The organism is Sulfurihydrogenibium sp. YO3AOP1, assembly GCF_000020325.1.
In the GTDB taxonomy this organism is placed as follows: domain Bacteria; phylum Aquificota; class Aquificia; order Aquificales; family Hydrogenothermaceae; genus Sulfurihydrogenibium.
Genome location: NC_010730.1, coordinates 1443652 through 1462753 on the forward strand (window position 1 = coordinate 1443652; position 19102 = coordinate 1462753).

21 protein-coding genes and 1 pseudogene are annotated in these 19102 nt (G+C 29.6%); 10 read left to right on the top strand and 12 right to left on the bottom strand.

What is annotated here, in order from left to right; genetic code table 11:
• Nucleotides 1-302 precede the first annotated feature (302 nt).
• From SYO3AOP1_RS09165 to SYO3AOP1_RS09290, 8 genes and pseudogenes are all read right to left on the bottom strand, one after another.
• On the bottom strand, nucleotides 303-1421 hold the full coding sequence (locus tag SYO3AOP1_RS09165) for a glycosyltransferase family 2 protein (RefSeq protein ID WP_012460066.1): 1119 nt from the start codon (nucleotides 1419-1421) through the stop codon (nucleotides 303-305).
• 418 nt (nucleotides 1422-1839) lie between these two features.
• Nucleotides 1840-2682 (bottom strand): glycosyltransferase family 2 protein, encoded by an 843-nt coding sequence (locus SYO3AOP1_RS07215; RefSeq protein ID WP_012460067.1) that lies wholly within the window; start codon nucleotides 2680-2682, stop codon nucleotides 1840-1842.
• A gap of 6 nt (nucleotides 2683-2688) precedes the next feature.
• Entirely contained in the window at nucleotides 2689-3945 is a 1257-nt protein-coding gene (locus tag SYO3AOP1_RS07220) for a flippase (RefSeq protein ID WP_012460068.1), read from the bottom strand.
• Between the two features lie 21 nt (nucleotides 3946-3966).
• Entirely contained in the window at nucleotides 3967-5097 is a 1131-nt protein-coding gene (locus SYO3AOP1_RS07225) for a GDP-L-fucose synthase (protein WP_012460069.1), read from the bottom strand.
• A 30-nt stretch (nucleotides 5098-5127) separates the two neighbouring features.
• Nucleotides 5128-6282 (bottom strand): GDP-mannose 4,6-dehydratase, encoded by a 1155-nt coding sequence (gene gmd, locus SYO3AOP1_RS07230; protein WP_012460070.1) that lies wholly within the window; start codon nucleotides 6280-6282, stop codon nucleotides 5128-5130.
• 233 nt (nucleotides 6283-6515) lie between these two features.
• A pseudogene (locus tag SYO3AOP1_RS07235) lies at nucleotides 6516-7133 on the bottom strand (sugar phosphate nucleotidyltransferase); the annotation flags it as partial.
• A gap of 49 nt (nucleotides 7134-7182) precedes the next feature.
• On the bottom strand, nucleotides 7183-9270 hold the full coding sequence (locus SYO3AOP1_RS07240) for an acyltransferase family protein (protein WP_012460071.1): 2088 nt from the start codon (nucleotides 9268-9270) through the stop codon (nucleotides 7183-7185).
• Complete coding sequence (locus SYO3AOP1_RS09290) at nucleotides 9264-9485, bottom strand: hypothetical protein (RefSeq protein ID WP_281340646.1); 222 nt, start codon at nucleotides 9483-9485, stop codon at nucleotides 9264-9266. Before SYO3AOP1_RS09290 ends, SYO3AOP1_RS07240 begins: the two co-directional genes overlap by 7 nt.
• Nucleotides 9486-9650: 165 nt before the next feature.
• On the opposite strand from SYO3AOP1_RS09290, the gene SYO3AOP1_RS09770 reads away from it, so the two are divergent.
• Nucleotides 9651-10016, top strand: a complete 366-nt coding sequence (locus tag SYO3AOP1_RS09770) for a transposase (RefSeq protein ID WP_281340839.1) — start codon at nucleotides 9651-9653, stop codon at nucleotides 10014-10016.
• Between the two features lie 13 nt (nucleotides 10017-10029).
• Nucleotides 10030-10224, top strand: a complete 195-nt coding sequence (locus SYO3AOP1_RS09775; RefSeq protein ID WP_049751907.1) for a hypothetical protein — start codon at nucleotides 10030-10032, stop codon at nucleotides 10222-10224.
• Between the two features lie 11 nt (nucleotides 10225-10235).
• Here SYO3AOP1_RS09775 and SYO3AOP1_RS07250 read toward each other — a convergent pair whose 3' ends face one another.
• From SYO3AOP1_RS07250 to SYO3AOP1_RS09375, 3 genes are all read right to left on the bottom strand, one after another.
• Nucleotides 10236-10997 carry an IS3 family transposase gene (locus SYO3AOP1_RS07250; protein WP_012460072.1) on the bottom strand — a complete coding sequence of 254 codons (762 nt, stop codon included), beginning with the start codon at nucleotides 10995-10997 and terminating at the stop codon, nucleotides 10236-10238.
• A gap of 47 nt (nucleotides 10998-11044) precedes the next feature.
• Nucleotides 11045-11293 carry an IS3 family transposase gene (locus tag SYO3AOP1_RS07255; RefSeq protein WP_012460073.1) on the bottom strand — a complete coding sequence of 83 codons (249 nt, stop codon included), beginning with the start codon at nucleotides 11291-11293 and terminating at the stop codon, nucleotides 11045-11047.
• A 193-nt stretch (nucleotides 11294-11486) separates the two neighbouring features.
• Nucleotides 11487-11630, bottom strand: coding sequence for a hypothetical protein (locus SYO3AOP1_RS09375; RefSeq protein WP_156769259.1), 144 nt, complete (start codon nucleotides 11628-11630; stop codon nucleotides 11487-11489).
• Between the two features lie 218 nt (nucleotides 11631-11848).
• On the opposite strand from SYO3AOP1_RS09375, the gene SYO3AOP1_RS07260 reads away from it, so the two are divergent.
• The 8 genes from SYO3AOP1_RS07260 (at nucleotide 11849) to SYO3AOP1_RS07295 (ending at nucleotide 17839) form a co-directional block, all read left to right on the top strand.
• The gene (locus SYO3AOP1_RS07260) at nucleotides 11849-12082 is read left to right on the top strand and encodes a hypothetical protein (protein ID WP_156769260.1); all 234 of its coding nucleotides are present in this window, start codon (nucleotides 11849-11851) and stop codon (nucleotides 12080-12082) included.
• 57 nt (nucleotides 12083-12139) lie between these two features.
• A complete protein-coding gene (locus tag SYO3AOP1_RS07265) occupies nucleotides 12140-13276 on the top strand; it encodes a DUF2330 domain-containing protein (RefSeq protein ID WP_012460075.1) in 1137 nt (378 codons plus the stop codon).
• On the top strand, nucleotides 13273-13761 hold the full coding sequence (locus tag SYO3AOP1_RS07270; protein ID WP_012460076.1) for a hypothetical protein: 489 nt from the start codon (nucleotides 13273-13275) through the stop codon (nucleotides 13759-13761). The genes SYO3AOP1_RS07265 and SYO3AOP1_RS07270 overlap by 4 nt, the downstream gene beginning before the upstream one ends.
• Nucleotides 13762-13779: 18 nt before the next feature.
• The gene (locus tag SYO3AOP1_RS07275) at nucleotides 13780-14985 is read left to right on the top strand and encodes a serpin family protein (protein WP_012460077.1); all 1206 of its coding nucleotides are present in this window, start codon (nucleotides 13780-13782) and stop codon (nucleotides 14983-14985) included.
• Between the two features lie 37 nt (nucleotides 14986-15022).
• Entirely contained in the window at nucleotides 15023-15250 is a 228-nt protein-coding gene (locus SYO3AOP1_RS07280) for a hypothetical protein (protein WP_012460078.1), read from the top strand.
• A 146-nt stretch (nucleotides 15251-15396) separates the two neighbouring features.
• The gene (locus tag SYO3AOP1_RS07285; RefSeq protein WP_012460079.1) at nucleotides 15397-15816 is read left to right on the top strand and encodes a hypothetical protein; all 420 of its coding nucleotides are present in this window, start codon (nucleotides 15397-15399) and stop codon (nucleotides 15814-15816) included.
• Nucleotides 15817-15845: 29 nt separating this feature from the next.
• Entirely contained in the window at nucleotides 15846-16160 is a 315-nt protein-coding gene (locus tag SYO3AOP1_RS07290) for a hypothetical protein (RefSeq protein ID WP_012460080.1), read from the top strand.
• Between the two features lie 2 nt (nucleotides 16161-16162).
• Nucleotides 16163-17839 carry a hypothetical protein gene (locus tag SYO3AOP1_RS07295; RefSeq protein WP_012460081.1) on the top strand — a complete coding sequence of 559 codons (1677 nt, stop codon included), beginning with the start codon at nucleotides 16163-16165 and terminating at the stop codon, nucleotides 17837-17839.
• Here SYO3AOP1_RS07295 and SYO3AOP1_RS07300 read toward each other — a convergent pair.
• Entirely contained in the window at nucleotides 17802-19040 is a 1239-nt protein-coding gene (locus tag SYO3AOP1_RS07300; protein WP_012458801.1) for an IS256 family transposase, read from the bottom strand. The two genes, SYO3AOP1_RS07295 and SYO3AOP1_RS07300, sit on opposite strands and share 38 nt — an antisense overlap.
• Nucleotides 19041-19102 lie beyond the last annotated feature (62 nt).

Consider the following 19102-nt stretch of genomic DNA (forward strand, 5'->3'; position numbering starts at 1 on the left):
TCGAAGACTTAAAGACTATCCCGGGTATGCTACAGTTGTTCTTTTTATTTTGTTCTTTCTCCTTTTTTAAGCCCGTATAGCTTCCTCCCATGGTCTGTAAACTTGTGGTATGCAAATCTACAATATGTCTACAACCTTGCATACTTTTATGTTTCGACTTTCATCTTTCGAAAGTATTTCATATATACTATCCCATAAACCTACATCTGACCACATAATATTCATTGAAATTACTGCGGCTTTGTTTATTTTTCTTCATTATACATAGTCTATTGATATATTTGACATGATTCACCAAATAACTAATCAATATCTTTTAAATCTTTAAAAAAGAAAGGTTTATATTCTGAATACTTTTTATTCATTATTGTCCGTTTAAATAATATAGCCATTTTGAGAACTATAGGCATTCTTAATGAATACGCAAGCTTTACAACTTTTAATTTTTTCTTAAATATATCCGGGAATATATCTTCAATATAGGGACAGTTTGCTATCTCTTTTAGCAGTTGCCCAGAAGTTTTAAAATCTCTATTTAAAATTGCAAATCTTGCTAATTCTATCTTAACTAAAACACCAAGACATCTTTCGAATTCTGTAAACTTACCATTCAATTTATCTAAAATTTTTTCATGGAAATTCTTCCAAAAATACTCAGAAATTTGGATACTGTATTGAACTATTTCTTCGCTATACTGCATAGTTATAGAATTTGAATGTCTTCTCCAAAAGTGAAGAAATTTAGGAATATATAACCATTCTCCTTCTAAAGCTAAAAAAGTCCATGTGCAATAATCTACACTTCTTATTTCTCTTGGTATCTGTTTAAAACCTCCAATTTTAAGTAGCTTTTCTTTGCTCACTAAAACCGTGCCTGGAAAGATAAAGTTAAACCCAGAAAGTAGCCAAATCAAAGCCATACCTGATGGAGTATTGTTGACAATGTTTGAATATTTGAAGTCTTCGTAGTATGGTATAGGCAGTTCTACTGTTTTACTATTCATCCATATTCTTCCATAACGACCATGAATTAACGAAATATTATTTCTCTTTTCTTCAGGTAGTTTATTTAAAGCATTTACTCTTATTTTAAGTGACTTTGGAGTAAATACGTCATCACCCTCTAAGTACCCTATCCAATCACCTTTAGCCTCCTTAAGAGCTAAATTGTAATTTACATCCAAGAATAATGGACCATTATTCTTTTCATTTCTAATAAACTTAATTCTGCTGTCCTTTTTAGCATACTGCTCGACTATATAGGGAGTCTTATCTGTAGAAGCATCATCAACTATTATCATCTCCCAATTTTGGTAAGTTTGACAAAGTACAGATTCAATACACTCTGCTATATAGTTTTCGTGATTGTAGGTTAAGGTAATTATTGAAATCAATGGTTCGAATTTTTGTTGATTAATCATGTTTCCTCCAAAATTTTAATAAACTATTTTTTATCAGACTTCTGATAATAATACAATTTTTTGTTCCTTGTTTTTTTATGTAATGAATTCTAAAAAATATAACAATACTTTTAACGAATCTTCTGCAAGTTTATTGTCATCATTTAAAATCGCAATCTTGATCGTTATATCCTTCTTCTAAACCTATTTTGAATCCACCTGCAAATCCATATCATCATTAAGATATAAACCTTTTATCTCTTAACTGCCACGTTATTTCTCATATTCTTTTAACTTTTCTTTACTTTCTGGATCTAATCTATTATCAATAACAATAACTTGATAATTTAGATAATCATTCCTTAAAACTCTTTCTAAACATTCAATAGTATCGGCCAGTCGTTGTAGTTATGTAAGATTATATATACTTTTGGATAGGTCATTTTTTATATTCCTCTATAAATTTTTGAGCAATTTTATTATATTCTATTAAAATTTTTTCTCGTGGATTTTCTGAATTAAATTTTTTCATTATTTTGTATTTTAAATAAGAGCTTGTATGATAAGCTACCATTAGAATTATTAATGAAAATCCATAAAGACCATCTTTATATCCTTTTCTTCTTATAAATCTATTAAGTATTTCTATTAATAATTTTAATAAAAATTTTCTCAGGCTTGGTGCTGGCTTTATACCATTAAACATATTTTTTGCTTCTATTGTTGTATACCTATTAAGTTTATCTAAAAAATGTTCTACATCAATGTAATTAAAATGAATAAAACCTGCTTCCGGATCATCAATATAATATATTCTTGCATCTTTATTTATTCTGAAAATATCATGTATTCTTTCTGAAAAGGAAACGAAATTTTTCTTAAAAAACCTCGGATGATAATTCTGTAAAGCCCCCCAACCAGTTCCTTGCATTAGTCTACCAAAAAAATAGTTATTATGAGGTATAAATACAACATCTGCTAAATTTTTTTCCATTATTTCAATTAATTTATTTTTTAGCTTTAATGGTACAAGCTCGTCAGCATCTACCACGAGTATCCATTCATGTGTAGCCTTTTCTAAAGCGAACTGTCTAGCAGGTTCAACATACCCAACTCTTTCAAAAAAATATATTTTATCTGTATACTCTTTTGCAATTTCTACGGTTTTATCATCGCTATACATATCTACAATAATAATTTCATCAGCCCACTTTACAGTTTCTAAGCAATTACGAATATTCTTTTCCTCGTTAAAAGTGTTAATTAAAACTGAAATCTCCATTTGGTTTTAGCTCCTCAGCTCGTTTTTACAAATATAAATTAAAATTAATCCTATTATAAATATCATAATTTCAACATACAATAAAGATAAAGCAGTGCCTATTAAGCTTAGCTTTAGCGATAGATATATACAAATAGGCATAAAGCTAATACCAGTAAAAACGTACATTTGCAGATTATATTTATCCATTTTGCAGGCATATATGTAAGGTTGTTTAATTACATTTAAAAAAGTAAAAAATAGAGTCATAGAAAGAATTTTTAATGTTAAAACAGCATCTTTATTATGGATTTTAAAAAACTCTATTATTATTTCTGAAAAGAGGTATAAAAAAATAGATATAAAAAGAGACACGATAAAAGAATACTTAAAAACTGTCTTAAACGAATTAAATTTTGTTCTCATTACATATGGATATAAAGCCTGAGCAAAAGGTTGAGATAAACCAGCAACAGCTTTCATAACTCTCTCAGCCACAGAATAATAGCCTACAATTGTATTATTTGATACCAAGCCAATTATTATAATTGTTCCACGACCATATATATTGCCTGATATTTCGGATATAAATATATACAATCCCTCTTTTAATTGCCTCTTTAACTCTTTCAAACTTACAAACTTAAACCCAGCCTCAAAATTCCTAAACACAATCCATAAACCCAGTATGCCTGCAATTATAAAACCCAAACTATTTAATAATGGCACATACAAATAATCAGATGCTTCTTTAACAAACACAAATATAGCAACAGTAAATATAACTTTTGCAAGAATATTCAAAAATGTTATATATTTCATTTTTTCCATACCTTGAAAAAACCAGGTAGGAAACAAAACCTGTCCCACAACCATTCCAAACGTTAAGTAATAAACTATCCAATTTTGTCTAAACTTTTCGAAATAAAATATTATAATAGACATTAAAATTAAAGATATTATCATTAAAGCAAGTTTAATTATCATAACAGAGCTGAATATCTCAGAAACCTTTTCTTTATTTTCTCTATTTATAGATATATCTCTTGTAGCTGAAAGATTAAAGCCATAATCAGTTAGTATCATAAAATACCCAATAAAAGCTTGCGAAAAAGCAATAAGTCCAAATTTTTCAGGTCCCAGTACTCTAACAAGATAAGGTAAAGTAATTAAAGGTAATATATAGTTAGCAATCTGAAGTACTGATAAAGATAAAAAATTTTCAATCAATCTTTTTCTTGTATCGGATTTAAAAAGCTTTTCTTTATATTCTTTTATATTCATGGATTTTATCTTATATACTTCTCACATTTCACTTTTGTACTCCTCACTTCCTTGCTTTTCATTTTCTAATTTTCTTATATATTCCTCATAAGTCTTTAGAATTCCCTCTTCCAAGCTTGTTTTTGCTTTCCAACCAAGCTGATTTATTTTACTAACATCTAAAAGCTTTCTTGGAGTTCCATCTGGCTTAGTTAAGTCATGTATTATCTCACCTTTAAATCCTACAATATCCTTAATCAAGATAGCAAGGTCTTTAATCTTAATATCCTTTCCAGTTCCAACGTTTACAAAGTAGTCATTACACAGCTTAGCCATATCTAGAGCATTTATATTTTCCATCAAGTACACACAAGCATCAGCAAGGTCATCAACATATAAAAACTCACGATAAACTTCACCAGACCCCCAAATGGTTAGCGAAACCTTGGAGGCAAGAGATATTATACCAAGTTTGGATAAAACTTTTAGAATACTATCATTATCATTAAAATCAATCTCCTTGTCTAAACCAAAGCCTATTGTATATTTTCTAAAATCTTTTTTTATTCCTTCAATATCTCCTTGTTCTAATAACTTAGCTAAATGAAATTTTCTTATTAAAGCTGGTAGCACATGAGATGTTTCAAGGTTAAAATTGTCATTTGGACCATATAAATTTGTAGGCATAACAGAAATAAAGTTAGTCCCATACTGCTGATTGTAATATCTAACAAGCTTTATAGCAGAAATTTTGGCAATGGCATAAGCTTCGTTGGTTGGTTCTAAACTTCCTGTTAGCAAATACTCTTCTTTCATAGGCTGTGGAGCATATTTTGGATAAATACACGAAGAGCCTAAATTTAAAAGCTTTTTTACTCTGTATTCATATGCTGAATGAATAACATTTAGAGCTATTGCTAAATTATCATAAATAAATTCAGCTGGATAGGTGTTGTTTGCTAATATTCCGCCAACTTTTGCGGCAGCAAGAAATACATAGTCTGGTTTTTCTTTTTCAAAAAATCTTTCAACCTCTTCCTGTCTTCTTAAATCAACCTCTGATTTATCCTTAGTTATTATATTTGTATAGCCTTTTTCTTTTAATTTTCTAACAATAGCAGAGCCAACTAATCCCTTATGTCCAGCTACAAATATCTTTGCTTCTTTTTCCATACAAAATATCCTCAATTTTTAAAAATAATACTATCTTTCACGTAGTTTTTCATAGAAAGAGTATTCATGATTAGTCCAACCATAACCAAGCTCTTTGGAAATTTTTATCCCTTCTCCTTTTGGCTTTATTCCATTTTGGAGAAGGTCATAGTCTACCATAATTTTAACTAAATGCTCAAATTTTACTACCGGCTCCCAGCCAAGTTTTTGCTTAGCTTTTGCTATATCTGCTTGTAAAAATTCAACCTCTGTTGGTCTAAAATACCTTGGGTCTATTTCGATCACAATATCCCCTGGTTTAACATGATTAGTAAGATTTGATTCAACAGATTTAACAATACCTTTTTCTTCTATACCTTCGCCTCTCCATTCAAGCTCTATCCCTGCATAACTAAATGCAAAATTTACAAATTCTTTAACCGTATGGCTTTCCCCCGTTCCAACTACATAATCATCTGGATCGTCTTGTTGAAGCATTAACCACATCATTTTTACATATTCAGGAGCATAGCCCCAGTCTCTTTTTGCATAAAGGTTCCCAAGATATAGAATTTTTTGCTTACCAGCTATAATGTTAGCTAGAGCTCTTGTTATCTTTCTGGTAACGAATGTTTCTCCTCTTCTTGGGCTTTCATGGTTAAACAAAATACCATTACAAGCAAAAAGGTTATAAGCTTCTCTATAATTCACTGTCATCCAGTAAGCATAAACTTTTGCAGCTGCATAAGGACTTCTTGGATAAAAGATTGTATTTTCGTTCTGAGGAGAAGGGGCAGCTCCAAACATCTCTGAGGAAGAAGCTTGATAAAATTTTGCCTTTACTCCGCTTCTTCTAATGGCTTCAAGGAGTCTTGTTGTTCCAAGTCCTGTGATATCTCCTGTGTATTCAGGCATATCAAATGACACTTTAACGTGAGATTGAGCTCCAAGATGGTAAATTTCATCTGGTTTTATTTTCCAAATTATTTCAGTAAGGACTCCAGGGTCAGAAAGGTCGCCATAATGTAAAAATAACCTTGCGTTTGGGTCGTGAGGGTCAACATAGATATGGTCTATTCTTTGTGTGTTAAAGGTTGAACTTCTTCTAATGATACCATGAATTTCATAATCTTTTGATAATAAAAATTCGGCCAAATAAGACCCATCTTGTCCAGTTATACCAGTAATAAGAGCAATTTTTTTCATACTAAACATATCCTCCATAAAATTGTAATATAAAATCATCTGGCGTTTTTCTGCAGAGACATATTTTATCAAAGTAAGAATCAAAGCTTACAGTGATTAAATCAAACTTTTCTGCTATTATATATTGATAATCTTATCAAATTCAAGATTAAACTTTTGCTTTATTAGTTCCAATTGCTTCAACTTCTTTTTTAAATCTTCTAGTAATTCTTTTATAATATCCTCTAATTTTTTTAGTCCCTGGCATGATTTTTATCTCTAATATTAGGGTTATTAACCAAAAGGATTGTTTGAATGCTGAATGTAAACATTCCGCTGTTCCAATAAAAATTTCCTTTCATCAGATATTCTGTAGCTTTTTCTATGGATGGTTTTTCATGAAATTTTATGACTTTATATCCATCTTTTATCTTTTCTCCAGCTTCTATATAACCATAACCAGTTTCCGGCTTTGTAGGTTTTACTCCAAAGGTTACAATATATCCTTCTTTTGCAAGCTCATCTGCTTTTTTAACATACTCTACAAACTCCTGGACAGGCTGTATAATATGGTCTGATGGTGATATAAAAATAGTTTCATTAAATGATAATTCTTGTTTTTCTGTTAGATATTTAACTGCTAAAGCTATGGCTGGTGCTGTATTTCTTCCTACTGGTTCAGTGATAATGTGAAAATCTTTTTCAGAATGATTTATTTCTCTTAGCTGGCTTTTTAAGTGAAAAAAATACTCTTTGTTTGTTATGATTAATATATCTTTTGGATTTTTCACTATTTTTAAGGCTCTATCTATGGTTTTTTGGAAAAGTGATTGATCATCTGCAATTTTTAAAAACTGCTTTGGCAGGTTTTTTCTGGATAATGGATGTTATATTAAAAGGTTTAAATTGTTTTCATAAAAATTAACGAGATGTAGGTTCACTAACTATTTTATCTATAAGAAATTTTGCCAGCTCAAAACTTCCGTCTGGGCTAAGGTGATCATCATCTCTATAAAGCAGTTTACCATTTCTTATAGCATAACAGTATTTTTCGTCGCAAAAAACATTAATAGGATCAATAACAACAACATTTTTATAATTTTTTGCCAAGCTATACACTATATTTCTGTATTCAGAAGCTCGTTTTAAATAAGATTCTAAAGTTATTCTACAATTGTTTTGTGGATAATTGTTTTGTGGACATATGTTAAAAGGGTGTGGAATACATTTTTCTTTTAGGAAAAAGCCTAACTCGGGATTATCAATTACATAATAAAGTTTTATGTTTCTTTCATCAAAGTATTTAAATGTAAAATTTAAAGCTTTAGTAAACTCTCTCTTTTGATCATAGTTAGCCGGATTTTCATAAAAGCTTTCAAAAACCGTTTTTGCAGTCTTCTCTGCCTCTCCAAAACCTTTACCGTACATATAATACGGGCCTCGTGTTATGAATATAACTTTCGATATATGAATGTTTTTATTTTCTATAAGTTTACTTGTAGCATTAATTGTCTCTTTACATTTCATTAATCTTTCTTTAGTATCACCAACATCAGCTACAACTGGGTTATTTACAAGTGGACAACATCCAGAATTCATAAATAAAATTGTTTCATAACCATACTTTTTTAAATAATAAGCAAATCCAGGATATGCCACTTGTGCATGGCTATCTCCAATGATGAGAACATATCTTTTTGAAATGTCATTAGAGGTTGATCTAACTATTTCAATTAAAGGTATATATCCTAATACTTTAGAAATTGATACCAGCTCTTTTTCATTCGCTTGCGTTATTTCAGTTAACTGTTTCTGAAAATAAGAATAAGTTGAAGATTTAAATTGAGGTCTGTCAGGCAATCCATCCTTTACATAAATATACTGACCTATTAAAGCTATTATAATCATAGTGAAAAATAAGGCGATAGCAAATTTATAGCTTTCAATAGAACGGGTATAAAACTCAACAAATCTATATGTTAAGAAAGCAAGGATTATTGACGCTATTATAATGGTTAGTCCTGCCCAAAAAGACCTTATATCACATCCAAGTATAGCTCCAAAACTAATTATCATATAATGCCACAAATATAAAGAATAACTTATAATTCCTATGGATACTAAAAAGGTATTTCCTAAGAAAAACTTTTCCTTAGAATAAGTCAAAACCAAGATCAGTAATCCTGAGGATAGAACAATAAGAAAAGTTTTAAATATGTTATAAGAGTTATTATTTGATGATAAAGCTATAGAAAAGATAAAAAATATAATAACTCCAAATGTAAACCATTTTTTATCTAAAATTTTATTCACAAATTCTTTATATTGATAAGATAAAATGAAAATGAAACCACCAAAAGCAAGTTCCCAAGCTCTCGATAACGTATGATAAAACTTATCTACATTTAAAAATACAGAAAATCCAAGTAGAATAGAGAAAATGATAAAGAAGTTTATAGATATAAACTTTTTAAATCTATAAAGTAAATAAATAAGAAATGGCCAAAAGATATAAAATTGCTCTTCAATGGATAATGACCATAAATGAAGAAGAGGTTCAAAAATCGCTCCTGTATCCCAATAATCAGACTTTTCTTTTATTAATTTAAAATTTACACTATATAATGCTGAAAATTCAATATGCCTTGCAAGTTGCTTATACTCTTCTGGATACAAAAATAAATAGCCCAAGATTAAAGCAGTTATCAGCAGAATAATTAAAGCAGGAAAAAGTCTTCTGATTCTATTGCGATAAAATTCCTTAAATGAAAAAGAATTTTTTTCTAATTTAGTAAAAATGATTTGAGTTATTAAAAATCCGGATATAACAAAAAATATATCAACCCCTACGTATCCAAACGAAAAATAGTCAGGCCAAACATGAAATAAAACCACAAGGAGTATAGCAACTCCTCTCAAACCATCTAAATAAGGATTATAATTTAAGCTATGTTTTAATATTGGAATAAATTTTTGCCAAAGCATTAACTCGATTTTAAATTCTAACATGTATAAGTCATACCAGTTTGGGAAAATTCTGATTTATTCGAATTTATAATATCACAAAAGTAATGTATATGTGATTTTTTATTTAAACTATGATAAGGTCTTTCTATGTTATACCATAGTATATATTGCAACATCTTTTCGTTAAACTCATGAATATCTTCTAATTCGTAATTCTTATAGTTCATCACGAACTTTCCTTGTAATATCCTATTCATTCTCTATACATATGCCTGTTCTTTTGAATATCTTGGATAGTTAAAATAATGTTTTATTTCTTTTTCCTCTGCTGCTTTGCTAAACTCACCTAAGAATTCACTCCCCGCTGTACATTTTTCAGTAGTGAAAATAAAGCAGACTGGATAAAAGTATTCAATGATTTAATAGATAGAGGACTAAAAAGGGTAATGCTTATAGTAAGTGATGATTTTCCTGGAATATCAAAAGCCATAGAAACACTATTTCCTTTTACAGACCATCAGCTATGTTTAGTCCATTTACAAAGAAATGTCAAAAGTCAAATGGGTAAGGAAGATTCGCAAACATTTAACAAAGAGCTGAAAAACATAAAAGAAAACAGCTTAGATTATGAAGATGGATTAGAAAAATTAGATGATTTATGTAGTAGATTTAAATCTAAATATCCAAGCTTTATAAAACATATTCAATCTAACAAAGAGAGATACTTATGTTTTTTAAAAATATCCAGAAAATCTAAGAAAACACATATACACAACAAATCCAGTTGAAAGTGTTAATAGCATGATAGAGAAGGTAAGAATAAATTTAGGTGGATATTTTCAATCTGTGGACATTCTTGAGGTAAATCTGCTTATCCAGAAAGATAATTTAAAGAATGGAAAATTGAATAAGTCTATACCTGCTTTTAAAGGAGCTTCTTATGAAATTTTACAATTGTTTAATAAAAAGTTTTCAATCCAGACACAAAATTATTGACAAGTCTCCTTTTACAGTGCTATAGCCTTTAGATATAAATTCTCATATTTCAATGTCCTCCAAAATCTCTCTATTACTATATTGTCTATACTCTTACCCTTTGCATTCATTGATATTTTTATACCGTTTTTCTTTAATTTTTCTATGTGTTCTTTTAATGTGTACTGGCTTCCTTGATCTGAATTGAATATTTCTGGCTTTCCGTATTTCTCTATTGCCTCTTCTAAAATGCTGGTTGTTAAATAGCTACCCATCGTATTGCTTAGCTTCCAGCTTAATACTTTCTTGCTATGCCAGTCTATTGAGCCTTCTATGTATGCATAGCCTTTCTCTAATTTAATGTAGGTTATATCACCGCTCCATATTTGGTTTGGTTTTTGTGTTGCAGTTGTCTGGTTTAATAAATATGGATATTTCTTGTTTTCTTCGTTTAAAATGGTTGTTTTTGGTGGTGGATATAATGCCCTTATACCCATAAGCTTATAAATTCTACTTAACTTTCTCTTTCCTACTTTTATTCCTATGCTTTCTAATGCTTTCTGCATTCTTCTGGCACCATAATATGGATGTTCTGTATAGATTTTATCTATCGCATCTAATAGAATTTTGTCTTTTTCACTTGAAAATGGTTCTTTTTTAGTGTAATAATAAGCTATTTTTGATATGCTTAGTAGTTCAAGCTGTCTGTTTAGTGATAGTGAAGGATTTTTTTGGGTTTTAGCTTGGACACTTTCACTGTTATCGATTAGAGTTTTTCTAATCAATAAGTCCAAGCTTTTTAGCTTTCCCTGTAGCCAATCTCTCTCTACGATTACTTTTCCTAATTTTTTACTAATTTTTCATTTTCTTCTTTTAGGTTTTCTATTTCTTGTTTGTATTCTTTTGCAACTAAACTTTTGTCAAATGCTAAGGCTGCATTTTCTAAGAATTGTTTTTTCCATTCTATAAGGCTTTTAGGAAGAATGTCATATTTGCTTGTTATTTCGTTCATGGTTTTGTTTTCTTGAAGTAGCTCTAAAACTACTTTAGCTTTAAACTCTGGACTGTAATTTTTCCTGGTTCTTTTCATCTTAATGTCCTCCTTTTGTTAAATAGTTTACATTCATGGAATAAAATTTTTCAATTTTTTGGTTACAATTTGCGAGGACATTATAAAGATAAATGAATCTTGGTACTTTCTTGGTATACCTTTTTTATTATTTTGTTTTTTATCTTCGTAATTAATTTCTTTAAGGAATATTTCTGTAGTTTTTTATATTTCTTTAAAGAGTATTGTTGTTCTTCTCATGCAAACATTCTATCCTTTCTTGATTTTGCATATTTAATTTACCAAAAAATAATCTTGGAACATTCCCTATCATTCTGTTGAAATATTGAATAATTGCTATATAAATTAGATTATACACATTTTAACTCCTTTTGGAAGGTTTTTATCTGTTTTGCTTACAGATAAATATCAAACCTTTCAAGGAGAGATTTTAATAATAATGTATATCAAAACCTAAGACTTAATAAATGCCACTTGTTGGAAAACATAGAAATAATAATTTAGAAAGAAGACTAAAAAAAACCACAGGAGGTGTCTTATGAAGAGTTAAAAGCATGTTTGTTTGGTATGGTATTTATGTTGTTGGTAGCAGGTATGTCTTATGGTTCAGATTCTGCTCATGATCAAATGAATGGTGTATCTGGCGATAGCTGGCATGCAACGAAAGATCCGGGAAGCGATGAAGATGTAAGAGTAAAAGCAGGGCAGGGATTTGATACTGAAAGGTCTTCAAACCTAAGCGGTGGCGGATCGCAGTATATCCCCCCAATTCCAAAACCCAAAATTGAAAAGACCGAAAACAACGAGTAATGCTTAAAGAATGAGAGCTCTCCATGGGAGAGCTCTTGCTAAAAAGGAGTGTGTAAAATGGCTCAACATAACAAAATCCCTGCAAGTATATTTTTCTTTATTATTTATTTAACTTTATCCTCCACAGCTTTTTCTGATATGGGAGCTATAAGTCTTGACTTAGCTAAAATAAGTGAGGATGCCCAGAAGGCTATAATAATGCATAATGGTTACGAGGAGGTTCTCATCCTTGGAACTGAATTCAAATCAGATAAATCTGTAGAAATATTAAGGTTTATTCCTTTGCCATCAGAACCAGAAGTAACCACTGCAGAAAATAACCCATTTGAAGAGCTTAATGGATTACTACAGAAAAGGCGTATATATTTCAAACAATATTCAAAAGGTGGGGGTTCTGATTTGTCTCCCGTTGAAGTCAGACTGTCTAAGAAAATTGGTTCTCATGATGTAACAGTAGTAAAAGTAAATAATGCTGAAGATTTTAAAAACTGGGTAGAAAATTTCTTTAAACAAAAAAATGTCAATAAATCTATCTATAAACAACTCGATAATATAGATTTGATTGTTAATGATTATGTTAAAAGGGGTTTCATATATTTTGTTTTTGATGTAGTTGAGCTTAAAGAAGAAAAAAGATTTATAAATCCTCTTATAATGAAATTTAAATCAGAAAAGCTATATTATCCTTTAAAGACATCAAACACAATAGGTGGTCATGGTAGAATTGAGCTTATTTTTATAATGCCTGGGTCATTTGGAGCAGATTTTGCAATAGAATTTGAAGCACTGCAAAAAAAACTTTCTCCAAAATATAGTAGTTATCGTGACGAATTAAGAGCAGTTTTTGGAGAAATATATCCCCATAGATTAGAACTAAGCTCATCAGTTAAAGTTTATCCAGAAGATCTTATAAATATATATAGAGATGCTAAGAATTTTTTTGCTTTAAATAATGTAATTTATTTACAAATGTTAAGAGGTTATATGGAATACAAGTTTGACAATGATTTATGGCTCGATTTAAAAAAACTTCCACCACATAAGCTTGTGTATATTCCGGAGAGCCTATTTGGGTATGATTTCGAAGAGGGTAAAAAGGATATCCTTGATTACTTTACTTTAGACGAATTAAAAGATTATATTAGAGCCCATAAAGAAATTTTAGAGCATATAGAGAGAAACGCTGCCGAATGAAAAGATATGAAATTGTTCCAATAGATTTTTTTAGTCATGACTATGAGATATTTGACGGAAATAGACCAATTGTGTATATAAAACACAAATATATAGATTTTGATTCTATAACTATTCTTGAAACAAATAAGGTCTATAAGCTGAGAGGTTATAGAGAATGGTATGAAATGGGATGGAAGGAAAATGACTGGATAAAAATTATTAGAGCTGATAAGTCGAGTATATTTAGGAATCAATTTACAATTAGGTTATTAGATGGAAGAGAGATAATTTTGAGAAAAGAATTCGGACTTTTTATAGAAAGATATACAATCTTAGAGAAAGAGGGCTTGGAAATAGGTTTTATAAAACGCAAGATATTTCATAGAAAAAGAGAATGTTTTTTAAATTATGAAATACCTTTAGAGATATTGGCTTTTATGGTATGGATAACAATAATATTAAAATTACAACCGGATCTTGATTATTTATTAATACCCAATTAAAAATTAGGGGATGTAACTATGAAAAAGTTAGTTAACATACTTTTAATGGTCTTAGTAATATTCTTTTGTAATGTAGCTATGGCAGATACAGACAAGGATTTAAAAGTTGTATCACAGGGCATAAACAAGTTTAGTTTTGATTTGTATAAAAAACTAAAAGATAAAAATAAAGAAGAGAACCTCTTTTATTCACCTGCTAGTATATCAATTGCTCTTGCAATGACCTATGCTGGAGCAAGGGGGAATACGGAAAAGCAGATGGCTAATGTATTAAACTTTACTCTTCCACAAGATCGTCTTCATCCAGCTTACTCTAAGCTAATTGAAAATTTAAAATCTAATAAGGATTATGAACTCAATATTGCTAATGCTTTATGGTTGCAAAAGGATTATAAGTATCTTCAGGAATTTTTAAATACAATGGAAAAATATTATAAAGGTGGATTTAACGAAGCAGATTATATAACAAATCCTGAAGGTGCACGAATAAAAATTAATGATTGGGTTTCAAGAGAAACAAAAGAAAAGATTAAAGATATATTAAATCCAAAAGATATAACAAGCCTTACAAGATTAGTGCTTACAAATGCTATTTATTTTAAAGGAAAGTGGCAAACAGAATTTAATAAGATGGCTACGAGAGATGAAGATTTTTATTTAATAAACGGGCAAAAAACTAAGGTTAAAATGATGTACCAAAAAAACACATTCAATTATTACGAAAACGATGATCTTCAATTATTGGAGATATCTTATAAAGGTAATAAAATTTCAATGGTTATAATCTTACCAAAAGTAGGAAAGTTTAAAACAGTTGAAAATATGATGGATGAAAAGAAATTACAAGAGTGGTTGAAAAATGCTACGGAAACGAAAGTTGAAGCATATATTCCAAGATTTAAATTTACACAAAGATTTGACTTGAGTAAAAATTTATCTGATATGGGCATGAAAGATGCTTTTGACGAAGTTGAAGCTGACTTTTCAGGAATTAATGGTGAAAAGAATGATCTTTATATAAGTAAAGTTATTCACAAAGCATTTGTAGAGGTGAATGAAGAGGGAACAGAAGCTGCAGCAGCTACTGCTGTAGTATTAGACACAAAAGCATTAATTGAAGAACCCGTATTTAAAGCAGATCATCCTTTTATCTTTTTGATTCGTGATAAAGAGACGGGGTCTATTTTGTTTATGGGAAGAGTTATGGATCCCAATAAGGAATAGGATAATCTTTAAAAATAAATACAGGAGGTAAATAGTCATGAAAAAATTAGTAGTTATGTTTACCTTTTTCCAATTATTGAGTGGTATTGCTTTGGCAGAAGACGAAAATAAACAGTCAGAATCTACTAAAAAATGTGAAAAAGTGTGTGTACAATGGGAGGAAAGGAGATTCTGTCAGCCAGATCCGGTTTTTCCTGGTAAACAAATATGTGGAGTATATAAGACTTGTGTAAAGTATGAAGAAAAATGCAGTGACGATAGATAAGGTAGAAGAGAAAAATATAGTAACGTATTAGAGTAAGAGAGTAAGTAAGATTGAAAAGGTTAATAACTTCCATAACATTTATCATTGCTCTTTTCCTTTTATCCTGTTCATGGACAACGAGTTTTTATGTTGTAAGCAAGTCCGAGATGTCAATAACGATAGCAGTTAAATACAGAAAAATTGAAAAACCAAAACAGCCTGCTCCAACGCCAGAAGTTGAAAAAAGATGGGAGGAATTAGAAAAGAAGTCATGTTGGTATATTGGATTTAAGAAAGAAATCTATATATGTAAAGAAGGTGGTGAGTGCAGAACCCTTCAACCTGATGAATACAAATACGATAAAGAAAAATATGAGCTTGAGGTTACTTTAGCACCGGGAGAATCAATAAAAGTAGCTGAAATATGCTGTAGCTATACAGGTCCAGAGAAAAGATTTGCTGATGAACTTAATGTTGAAGAACTTAATATTAGTACACCCGATGGTTTAATCAAATACAAGGGCTTTGAACTACTGAAGATATTTAAAAAGAAGGATAAGACTGAATATGTTTTGGAGTATAGTTAAATTTTAAAATAACTTAACAAGGAGGTTTTATGTTTGGATTATCTGAATTAGCAGCGATAATTTATCTTGCTTCTTTTGCATTCTATTTATTAGCAATTATAAATTCGGCAAAAATAAAGGGAAAGAAAATTTTTTATCTCCTTTTATCTATTTTATCTTTGCCAGCTTTAATACTTCTAATTAAATTAGTTAATAACTTATTAATACAAATAAATATTATTTCATCTTTAGAAGGGAGCGTTATTCTGTTCTTATTAAGTACTATTGCAGTGCTTCTGATAGAAATAGTTATATATGTTTACATTAGAAGAATAAAAATTAAAACCATTTATAAGGAGGGTTAATTATGAAAGCTTTTAAATATATAATTATGTGGATTTTTTTACTTATGATACAATCAGCTATAGCTTTAGAAGATTCTAATAATCTAAATGAAGAAACCGTTAAGAATTTCACATATCATTTAAAGTATTCAAAGCAAACAGTCACATTGAAGAATGGAGAATATAAAACTCCATTAAGACCTAGTAACGAAGGGGATATGAAAAATTATCTCAGTGTAAAGATAGAAAATTACGGCATATTTAAACCCGAATTCTTGCCACCATTTGCCATAGTTATACTTTCCGAAAATTTTGGTGGAAGTGGCGTGTTTTTTGAAATAACAGCTCTTGTAAAAGAAGATGATAAAATCGTTCAAACTAATTCAATTAAACTTGGTGATAGAGTTATAATAAAAGATTTAAGGTTTGAGCCAGGATTTGTTTATTTTAATGATATAAAGAGAGACTCCATATATTTATCACTTCTTACCCATAAAGAAACTGATCCTTCTTGTTGCCCAACTGAGCAAAAAACACTTTGCTTTACTTTAGTAAGAGATAAAAATAAAGAAATGAAATTATTAACCTGCTTAGAAAGTTTTCTTTTAGAAGAACATCCTACACACATTTTAAAAAAACCGGCTCTTTATCTTTATCCAAATAAAACTGAAAAAGTAGAAGTAATTTTGAAACCAAAAGGACAGATTACAAAAACCATTCCAGAATACAAAGATAAATGGTTAGTTGTAGCTAATCCAAATGGGTTGATAGATAATAAATATCCGTATCTTTTCTACGAAGTAGCATTAGAAAATTCAGTTGATTTACCAAAAGAAGGTTGGATAGTTAAAACCACAGATTTGGAAAAATGGTTTGATGTAAATCTTCCCAAATTAGGACTTAATAAAAAAGAAATAAAAGACTTTAAAGAATATTGGCTTGGTGAACTAAAAGGATATCCTTATTATAAAATTAGATTACTAAGTGAAGAATTTTTAGATGAAAATATAGCAGTTAAAATAAACCCAAAACCAGATACTTTTATTAGGGTAATCTTTTATTTTGAGGGTACTTACGATAGTAAAGAAAAATTAATAGAACCTCAAATTAAAACACCTATAAGAAAAGGATTTACCGCAGTAGAATGGGGAGGAATTTTAGAGACTTCAGATAAGTCTGATATAAAATCATTAAAATACTCTTTTTCCCCAACAGAAGAAGGCATATTAGTTTTACGTTCTTTAAATATTGAAGATCACAAAATCAAAATAAAAGTAAATGCTAACGGTTGCACTGATAAAAACTCAATTAAGGCTGTTGTTAAAAAATCATCAAGAATAGATTCAAGAGTTCCAGATTATAAAATAACTTTTATAAGAGAAAAACCAGACAATTGTAAAGCCTTTATTCCCGATGGAGCGGTTATTGAGTATGATTTAAAAAGAGATTTTAATATTCAAATGCCTTATACTTTAAAAATTGAAAACCCTGTAATGCCTTTTACTAAGGACGACCCTTATTTTACAATAGGAGAAATTGAAAAAACAATTCAAGAAGAACCAATTGAAGGAGAACAAGGAAAATTTATTCTTGGTGCAATTCAAGAAATGATAACAGAGATAAGACGAGATGTAAAAAATGCAACTATTTATGCGAGACTTGTCAATAATTTTGTGTCTGGATTGAAAACTTTTTATTAAACAATTGTAAAATTTCATAAGAGACTCCTTTAAAAGCAGGTATAGGCTTTTTCCATTTTCCATTCTTTAAATTGTCTCTTTGTATAAGCAGATTTATCTCAAGAATGTCCACAGATTGAAAATATCCACCTAAATTTATTCTTACCTTTTCTATCATGCTATTAACACTTTCAACTGGATTTGTTGTGTATATGTGTTTTCTTAGATTTTCTGGATATTTTAAAAAACATAAGTATCTCTCTTTGTTAGATTGAATATGTTTTATAAAGCTTGGATATTTAGACTTAAATCTACCGCATAAATCATCTAATTTTTCTAATCCATCTTCATAATCTAAGCTGTTTTCTTTTATGTTTTTCAGTTCTTTGTTAAATACTTGTGAATCTTCTTTATCCATCTGATTTCTAACGTTTCTTTGTAAATGGACTAAACATAGCTGATGGTCTGTATAAGGAAATAGTGTTTCTATGGCTTTTGTTATCCCAGGAAAATCATCACTTACTATAAGCATTACCCTTTTTAGTCCTCTATCTATTAAATCATTGAATACTTTTATCCAGTCTGCTTTATTTTCACTACTGAAAAATGTATAAAATCCAAATATATCTTTATTTCCTTGTAAATCTATTCCAAGAACTACATAGACAGAAGCCTTTCTGATTTTGTTTTTCTCTTTTATATCACAGTGATATGCGTCTATATACAGTACAAATGCATCCGATGGAAGCTCTCTTGTTTTAAAATCATTAAGTCTTTCTATAAGCTCTTTTTTGATTTTATCCATATGTTGTTTTGAGTAGTTTAAGCCCAAGCTTTTTAATGTAGAATCTATCTTGCTTTCTGAGTATCCATTGGATACTAAACTCATAAGAAGGTTTATGTAATCTTCATTAACTCTTTTGTAAGGGTCAGGTAATATTTGTGGTCTAAATCTACCCTTTCTATCTCTTGGGACATTTATGTTAAGCTTGAAAGAACCAGTATTTAGGCTTCTTTCATAATATCCGTTTGCTTTGTTGTCTTCATCATTTTCAAGGAAGAAATTTCTTTCCTGATTCATAATCAGTTCCACAACAGATTCTAAAAGCTTTCTTATACCTATCTTTTCTTCTTGAGTTGTTATACCGTTTGGGAAAAGTTCTTTTACTAATTCTTCGGTAGATCTGTCTAATATTTTTTCAAAGTATTCTTTCTTATCCATTACTACTCCTCCTTATAATTTTATTTAGACACAACATTATTTTAACTCCCGTTTACCCTATC

Bases quoted from the DNA above. Each gene is read 5' to 3' on its own strand.
- SYO3AOP1_RS09775 (WP_049751907.1), top strand. From the start codon at position 10,030: ATGATAGAGAAGGTAAGAATAAATTTAGGTGGATATTTTCAATCTGTG.
- SYO3AOP1_RS07290 (WP_012460080.1), top strand. From the start codon at position 15,846: ATGTTTGGATTATCTGAATTAGCAGCGATAATTTATCTTGCTTCTTTT.
- SYO3AOP1_RS07300 (WP_012458801.1), bottom strand. From the start codon at position 19,040: ATGGATAAGAAAGAATACTTTGAAAAAATATTAGACAGATCTACCGAA.
- SYO3AOP1_RS07270 (WP_012460076.1), top strand. From the start codon at position 13,273: ATGAAAAGATATGAAATTGTTCCAATAGATTTTTTTAGTCATGACTAT.
- SYO3AOP1_RS07240 (WP_012460071.1), bottom strand. From the start codon at position 9,270: ATGTTAGAATTTAAAATCGAGTTAATGCTTTGGCAAAAATTTATTCCA.
- SYO3AOP1_RS07285 (WP_012460079.1), top strand. From the start codon at position 15,397: ATGTCAATAACGATAGCAGTTAAATACAGAAAAATTGAAAAACCAAAA.
- SYO3AOP1_RS07215 (WP_012460067.1), bottom strand. From the start codon at position 2,682: ATGGAGATTTCAGTTTTAATTAACACTTTTAACGAGGAAAAGAATATT.
- SYO3AOP1_RS09165 (WP_012460066.1), bottom strand. From the start codon at position 1,421: ATGATTAATCAACAAAAATTCGAACCATTGATTTCAATAATTACCTTA.
- SYO3AOP1_RS07260 (WP_156769260.1), top strand. From the start codon at position 11,849: ATGTTGTTGGTAGCAGGTATGTCTTATGGTTCAGATTCTGCTCATGAT.
- SYO3AOP1_RS07265 (WP_012460075.1), top strand. From the start codon at position 12,140: ATGGCTCAACATAACAAAATCCCTGCAAGTATATTTTTCTTTATTATT.
- SYO3AOP1_RS07225 (WP_012460069.1), bottom strand. From the start codon at position 5,097: ATGGAAAAAGAAGCAAAGATATTTGTAGCTGGACATAAGGGATTAGTT.
- SYO3AOP1_RS07280 (WP_012460078.1), top strand. From the start codon at position 15,023: ATGAAAAAATTAGTAGTTATGTTTACCTTTTTCCAATTATTGAGTGGT.
- SYO3AOP1_RS09290 (WP_281340646.1), bottom strand. From the start codon at position 9,485: ATGAATAGGATATTACAAGGAAAGTTCGTGATGAACTATAAGAATTAC.
- SYO3AOP1_RS07220 (WP_012460068.1), bottom strand. From the start codon at position 3,945: ATGAATATAAAAGAATATAAAGAAAAGCTTTTTAAATCCGATACAAGA.
- SYO3AOP1_RS07275 (WP_012460077.1), top strand. From the start codon at position 13,780: ATGAAAAAGTTAGTTAACATACTTTTAATGGTCTTAGTAATATTCTTT.
- gmd (WP_012460070.1), bottom strand. From the start codon at position 6,282: ATGAAAAAAATTGCTCTTATTACTGGTATAACTGGACAAGATGGGTCT.
- SYO3AOP1_RS07295 (WP_012460081.1), top strand. From the start codon at position 16,163: ATGAAAGCTTTTAAATATATAATTATGTGGATTTTTTTACTTATGATA.
- SYO3AOP1_RS07255 (WP_012460073.1), bottom strand. From the start codon at position 11,293: ATGAAAAGAACCAGGAAAAATTACAGTCCAGAGTTTAAAGCTAAAGTA.